The 6,568-nt window shown below is 44.2% G+C and carries 5 protein-coding genes and 1 pseudogene; 3 read left to right on the forward strand and 3 right to left on the reverse strand.

All coding sequences use genetic code 11. The annotated features are described in order from the left end of the window. Positions 1-192 precede the first annotated feature (192 nt). Positions 193-1,683 (reverse strand): SulP family inorganic anion transporter, encoded by a 1,491-nt coding sequence (locus BCT81_RS25150; protein WP_102426229.1) that lies wholly within the window; start codon positions 1,681-1,683, stop codon positions 193-195. 596 nt (positions 1,684-2,279) lie between these two features. Between BCT81_RS25150 and asnS the strand changes: the two genes are divergently transcribed. Continuing rightward, on the forward strand, positions 2,280-3,680 hold the full coding sequence (asnS, locus tag BCT81_RS25155; RefSeq protein WP_102426230.1) for an asparagine--tRNA ligase: 1,401 nt from the start codon (positions 2,280-2,282) through the stop codon (positions 3,678-3,680). Between the two features lie 127 nt (positions 3,681-3,807). Here asnS and BCT81_RS25160 read toward each other — a convergent pair whose 3' ends face one another. Together BCT81_RS25160 and BCT81_RS25165 are read right to left on the reverse strand one after the other, a co-directional pair. Beyond that, positions 3,808-4,014 (reverse strand): hypothetical protein, encoded by a 207-nt coding sequence (locus tag BCT81_RS25160; protein WP_004741584.1) that lies wholly within the window; start codon positions 4,012-4,014, stop codon positions 3,808-3,810. A 138-nt stretch (positions 4,015-4,152) separates the two neighbouring features. Further along, on the reverse strand, positions 4,153-5,553 hold the full coding sequence (locus BCT81_RS25165) for a PLP-dependent aminotransferase family protein (protein ID WP_102426231.1): 1,401 nt from the start codon (positions 5,551-5,553) through the stop codon (positions 4,153-4,155). Between the two features lie 219 nt (positions 5,554-5,772). On the opposite strand from BCT81_RS25165, the gene BCT81_RS25170 reads away from it, so the two are divergent. Both BCT81_RS25170 and BCT81_RS25175 read left to right on the forward strand, forming a co-directional pair. Next, positions 5,773-6,072, forward strand: coding sequence for a hypothetical protein (locus tag BCT81_RS25170; RefSeq protein WP_063522463.1), 300 nt, complete (start codon positions 5,773-5,775; stop codon positions 6,070-6,072). Between the two features lie 178 nt (positions 6,073-6,250). Beyond that, positions 6,251-6,532 (forward strand): annotated as a pseudogene (locus BCT81_RS25175) (HD domain-containing phosphohydrolase); the annotation flags it as partial. Between the last annotated feature and the right edge of the window lie 36 nt (positions 6,533-6,568).

The raw sequence follows: 6,568 nt of genomic DNA on the forward strand, positions 1-6,568 counted from the left end.
GTACTGATCTAGAAGAGCTGTCTGACCACCTAGAATCCCTGATTAATCAGTTCACGTTATCTTGTACCAAAGACAAAGCCTAAACCGAGAACAGTACCTAACTGTCACCCAACAAAAAAGCGCTCAACCACGAGCGCTTCACCTTTCTACGTAGCCATTACTTAGGCTATGAACTCTATGTTTAAACAGCCGCTAGTGCGTAATCGACACCGCTGATAAATCTTTATGCTTGTGGTACATCGCATGTTTGAAGATTAGCTTAGCACTGACCTCATCCATGCCAGATACATCGACATAACCCCCTTTCTTACGAAACTTGAAGACCACCTTATCGAGCGCTTCAACCGAGGTGTTATCTAAAAATGACGCCTCAGAAATGTCGATCGTGACCAACGACGTCGCCTTGTCGTAATCGAACAAATCAACAAAGGCATCAGAAGAAGCAAAGAACACATGCCCCTTAACTTTATGAGTGGTATGCATTTGATTGGTCACGACTTCATCGGAGATAAAGACCATAGACTTGCTCGTGTGAGCATAAAATAGGGCCGAAAGCACCACGCCAACCGCGACACCAATCGCTAGGTTATGAGTAAGAACTACCACCACAACCGTTGCCAGCATGGTGACATTGGTCGGTAAGGTATGATCTTTAAGTTCGACAATCGATCGCCAAGAGAAGGTACCGATCGATACCATGATCATCACAGAGACAAGTGCCGCCATCGGTATCAGCTTTAACCAGTCTGCAGCGAACACCACCATGAGCAATAGAACCACACCTGCAATCATGCTGGATAGTCTAGTAAGACCGCCAGACTTAATGTTAATGATCGACTGACCTATCATCGCGCAGCCCGCCATACCGCCAAACAGTGACGCAACAATGTTCGCGACACCTTGCCCTTTACACTCGTTGTTCTTATTACTTTCGGTATCCGTCAGATCGTCAACAATGGTCGCAGTCATCAAGGATTCCAGTATGCCAACGACTGACAAAGCGATGGAATATGGAAGTATGATTTCGAAGGTATTAAGTGTGAATGGAATATTCGGAATTAAAAACACGGGTAACGAATCAGGAAGTTTGCCCATGTCACCAATGGTTCTCACTTCTAGGCCAAACATCAAACTGATGATGGTGAGCACAATAATCGCCACCAAGGGTGATGGAATTGCGCTGCCCAATTTCGGTAAGTAAGGCAGTAAGTAGATGATCGCTAACCCTAATACGACCAACAAATATACGCTTGAAGGTACGTTGGTAAGCTCCGGCAATTGAGCCATAAATATAAGAATAGCAAGCGCGTTCACAAATCCGGTAATCACAGATTTAGACACGAAATTCATCAAATTACCCAGCTTCAAATAGCCTGCAACAATCTGAATGACACCTGCAAGAAATGAAGCTGCCAGTAGATAGTCGAGTCCGTGCTCTTTGACTAAAGTCACCATCAATAGCGCCATTGCTCCTGTCGCACCGGATATCATCCCCGGACGGCTACCCACTAAAGCGGTGACAACACAGATACAGAATGAAGCGTATAAACCCACCTTAGGGTCGACGCCTGCGATAATGGAAAATGCGATAGCTTCAGGGATCAATGCAAGTGCAACGACAATCCCAGATAATGAATCTCCTTTAATATTTGATAACCAGTGTGTTTTTAAATAATTAAGCATGTAATTCTCTTTTACTTGTACAGCCTATCCTGCCTTGTTCAGACATATTGTATTCGACTGTTTTTCATGAATGAGCGAGCGCTCGAAAAGTGCGGGTGTAGAGAGAATGCAGGGGCTAAGGCGGCGTAATTAACACGTGAATATTAAACTCCTCTGGTGATTCTTTAATTCGCAGCAAAGTGAATTCGCGACAAACAAAGAGGGTGAATGGTCTCCTAGATAGGAGAAACCGCGACAATATAGTGTGAGGTTCAATGTAATCACACAATCATTATTGGAAACAAAGATTACAATGGAGCAGCGACCAACTCATCACAGGCGTGGCACGTGACAACATGCAAGAAGTGGAAACAGACTAAGAGATCGAACAAAAAACCAACCCTTATTGGGTTTTATGGCTGACATACACAATATTTCTTTCTACAAGCAAGAATAAAGGTTGAAGCTCTCCGTATGACAGGTAATATGTTCCATTGATTTAAAAAGTTTATACAACTCAATGTTTCGATTGTTTTTTGTTCAAAATGTAGCGAACTATAAACAATCAATTGCAAACATTGCGTTGAATTTGTCCCTCAATGGAGAATGAAACCAACATGACTTACGCGCCTGTAAAAGACGTACTTGGCGGCAAGCTAGCAGTAGACAGTGAAGTAACTGTTCGCGGCTGGATCCGTTCACGTCGTGATTCCAAAGCTGGAATCTCTTTCCTTGCCATTTATGACGGCTCTTGTTTCGACCCGATTCAGGCCGTGGTCCCTAATAATCTTAATAATTACGAAAACGAAGTACTAAAGCTAACGACTGGCTGCTCTGTTGAAGTAACAGGTAAGATTGTTGAGTCTCCAGCGAAAGGTCAAGATTTTGAGCTTGCTGCAACTGACGTTAAAGTTGTTGGTTGGGTTGAAGACGCAGAAACATACCCAATGGCGAAAACTCGTCACTCTATCGAATACCTTCGTGAAGTAGCTCACCTACGTCCACGTACAAACGTAATCGGTGCAGTAGCGCGTGTTCGTAACTGCCTATCTCAAGCGATCCACCGCTTCTACCACGAGCAAGGTTACTTCTGGGTATCTGCTCCGCTGATCACTGCTTCTGATGCTGAAGGTGCAGGTGAAATGTTCCGCGTTTCTACGCTAGACATGGAAAACCTACCTCGTACAGAAAAAGGCGATGTTGACTACAACGAAGATTTCTTCGGTAAAGAGACATTCCTAACAGTATCTGGCCAACTAAACGGTGAAGCTTACGCTTGTGCACTAAGCAAAGTTTACACGTTCGGTCCTACGTTCCGTGCTGAAAACTCAAACACAAGCCGCCACCTAGCTGAGTTCTGGATGGTTGAACCTGAAGTAGCTTTCGCGGATCTAGAAGATATCGCTAAGCTATCTGAAGACATGCTTAAGTTTGTATTCAAAGCCGTACTAGAAGAGTGTCGTGACGACCTTGAGTTCTTCGCTCAACGTATCGACAAAGAAGCAATTACTCGTCTAGAGCAGTTCGTAACTTCTGACTTCGCACAAGTAGACTACACTGACGCAATCCAGATCCTTCTAGATTCAGGTCGTGAGTTCGAATTCCCAGTTGAATGGGGTATCGATATGTCTTCTGAGCACGAGCGTTACCTAGCTGAAGAACACTTCAAAGCGCCTGTAATCGTTAAGAACTACCCGAAAGACATCAAAGCATTCTACATGCGTGCTAACGATGACGGTAAGACTGTAGCGGCAATGGACGTACTAGCACCTGGTATCGGCGAAATCATCGGTGGTTCTCAGCGTGAAGAGCGTCTAGACATCCTAGACGAGCGCATGCGTGAAGTAGGTATCGACCCAGAGCACATGAACTGGTACCGCGACCTACGTAAATACGGCACAGTGCCTCACTCTGGCTTCGGTCTAGGTTTCGAGCGTCTAGTATCTTACGTAACAGGTATGGGCAACGTACGTGACGTTATCCCATTCCCACGTACTCCTCGCTCTGCGAACTTCTAATTCCGCGTTAAGCTCGAATTAAAAGAAAGAAAACAAAACCTCCGCAATTGCGGAGGTTTTTTTATATTCAGAACAGAACGAAAACATCATTTAGAGTCATGCCAAACCAAGCTCCTTGATAGGTGCGCTAATCAACGTCCTGATTACTTGCATACTTTATCGCGAGACCACATATCGCCATCATTACAAATGGAATCGCAGCGGTGGTGTATTCCGCCCAAGCCATATCAGCGAATGCTTTTGCCAATAATACATGGCCAAGAATAAGCAGAAGCGCACACACAATCGCGACAACAATCAGCTTCACTTCATTTCCCATAGTCATCTTCAACATAACAGCCTCTCCAATATTTGGTCTACCGTTATTGAATCACAACTCTGTAGCCAATAAGGCGTACAGTTTCGCCACATTAAAACCGTACAGTTAGCATTATGTCGTTTTTTATGAGCCAGTTAGCGTTTAGGTCGGCACTTAATTCGCTAACTGATGTGCGAGTTTTCCAAGCAGTTTCAGGGCTTGCTCTCTTTCTTGAGTCAGTTCATAAGAGAAGTTCAGTCGAATAGCGTTATCCACACTACCCTGCTCACTAAACAAATCACCCGATGCGACACTTATCCCCTGTGCGATCGCTAGTTGATGAAACTGCTGGCTATCGAAACCAGCAGTGAAACGTATCCAAATAAAATAGCCACCAGCGGGTTCTTCAAGCTGAATAGAGTGTGGAAAATATTGTTTGATGACCTCTAAAAAGCGTGCTTTTCTCTTCAAGAGATTCTTACGTAATTTACGCAGATGATTATCGTAGCTTTCATGAGTTAAAAAATGTGCGACACCAAGCTGAACTGGCGCACTACTAGAGAGCGTGGATAGCAGCTGCAACTTCTGAATCGCATCGTTGAAGCGAGTGTTGACCACCCAACCCACGCGGTAGCCAGGGCAAAGACTTTTTGAATAAGAACCACACAGCAAAACCGAATCCGTTTTATCAAACGCCTTCAGGGGCTTAGGCTTGTGTCCTTCATAGTAAAGATCACCATAAACGTCATCTTCAATAATGTAGGTATTGTGCTGCTCTGCTATCTCTACAACGCGGCGTTTAGCTTCGTCTGATAGACTTGTGCCTGTCGGATTTTGAAAAGTCGTCATCAGCCAACATGCTTTCACATTATGGTCCTTCAGCATGCTTTCAAACTGTTCAATATCCAATCCGTTGACTGGGCAAACATCCACTTCTATCGGTTTGAGCCCTAACCTCTCTACCGCTTGCAAAGCGCCATAAAATGCCGGCGATTCAATCACAACATAGTCGCCAGATTGAGTCACGGTTTGCAGGCTCAAGTTCAGAGCTTCCATCGCACCCGAAGTAATCACAATATCTTGATGGTTAACCGTAATTCCTTGCTGTAGATAACGCTGTGCTATCTGCCTTCTTAAAGATTCACTTCCAGGTGGTAGATTGTTAATGACACTGGCACCCGTCATCTTCCTGCCGGCGCTGGCTAGATTACGAGTTAAGGTAGGTAAAGGAAAAAGGTCTGGGTCAGGAAAAGCGGAGCCAAAAGGAATGACGCCTTCTGCTGAGCTGGACTTTAAGAAATCGAACAAGCGATCATTAATCGCCTTCTTCTCTCGTGCTACTGGCGCTTCGTAGTCAACGCCGTCGACCTTAGGGGCGACAAAGTAGCCAGACTGAGGCTTGGCAATGATCCAACCTTCACTTTCTAACAACTGATAGGCTTGTAAAACAGTACTATTACTGACGTTATAGTTACGACAACTCATGCGTACAGAAGGGATCTTCTCCCCTGAACGCCACGTGTTATTAGCGATCTGAGTCCGAATATCCTTTGCAAGCTCTTCATAACGCGCCATCTAATTGTACTACCTAGATAAATTCCTGTGGACGGGTGATCTTATCATTAACGTGATCAACTATTGCTTCTATCCATATGATTGCACCTAATTTCTATAATTGTGTGAATTGGTTCACAGATAACTTTGTAAGCTTTGCTAAGTTTGTACCCAAGGTAAGAGCTAAATTCGCTTTACGCCTCAATAATTTGATGTAACCCAAAAACATGCGAGATAACAATGAAAAAAATAGAAGCAGATCAGTTAAGTTATAAAGGAGAGTCAAACGGTGTTCACAGTTGGACAACACCGAGTGGCCAGCCATACTACTGGCACCCAGATTGGCTCCATATTGCTGAAGATGCGACAGGCTCACATCCAAAGCAGAAGCTAGATGTAGAGCAAGATCAAGCACCTACTGAAAAGCACGCAGTATCTGCAATTCTTAAGCACATCAACCAATGGGCAGCAGACAAGCTGGCGTCACACCCAGAGATTGAAACTGGTTCAATTGAAGCTGAAATCAATCTGAAAAAGTAATCGCCTTTTAATAATCGTTAGGTCGCGTTGTAGCTAATCTTCTCAGCTCTCATCGCAACCTCATCGACGTAATAGCCTCGAGACTCAACCGAGGCTATTCAAACCTATTCATAGTAACGCTGTAATATTCCCCACCTAGCTAACAAAAATCCAACACTAACCACTTTCTTGTATCAATCCGCGAAAGCTATCGATAGAATTTCCTTTGTCGGCTCGTTTAATGGCATTAGCCGATGTTTATGACGCATTAATCTCTAAACGAGTCTATAAGCCAGCATTTACACATCAACAAGCCAAAGCGATCATTTTAGAAGGTGCAGGTTCTCATTTCGATCCGCAAGTTGTTCAAGCCTTTTTAGCCGTCGAAGGCCTTTTTGTCGAAATAGCGGCCACTTACAAAGATGGAAAAAACGAAGAAAACGAACTGGAGAGAGAAAGCCTTATTACTTCCACCGCATAATCTTTTCAAAAACCACTAACTTCTTGCACCCTATAG

The organism is Vibrio sp. 10N.261.52.A1, assembly GCF_002876325.1.
Lineage (GTDB): Bacteria > Pseudomonadota > Gammaproteobacteria > Enterobacterales > Vibrionaceae > Vibrio > Vibrio chagasii.